Genomic DNA, 329 nt, shown 5'->3' on the forward strand with positions numbered 1-329 from the left:
TCTATTTCGCCTCTGGCTTCAAGGTGCAGGCGCTCTCCAGCAACCCCTCCAACCTGCGGGGGATGCAGGGCAATGTGACCATCGACGAGGCTGCTTTCCACGACCGACTGGCCGAGGTGTTGAAGGCCGCCATGGCGCTGACCATGTGGGGCGCCAAGGTGCGCTTGATCAGTACCCATAACGGCGTCGATAACCTGTTTAACCAGCTCATCAACGACAGCCGAGCGGGCCGCAAAGAGTATTCCATCCATACCATCAGCCTGGACGATGCTTGCCGCCAGGGGCTCTATCGCCGGATCTGCCAGGTCAAGGGCGGCCTTTGGACACAG

General features: G+C 60.5%; 1 pseudogene. It reads left to right on the forward strand.

Annotation, left to right across the window (positions count from 1 at the left end):
- Positions 1 to 329 (forward strand): annotated as a pseudogene (locus ACW5W8_RS24005) (hypothetical protein); the annotation flags it as partial.

The sequence above is a fragment of the Aeromonas aquatilis genome (assembly GCF_054052405.1).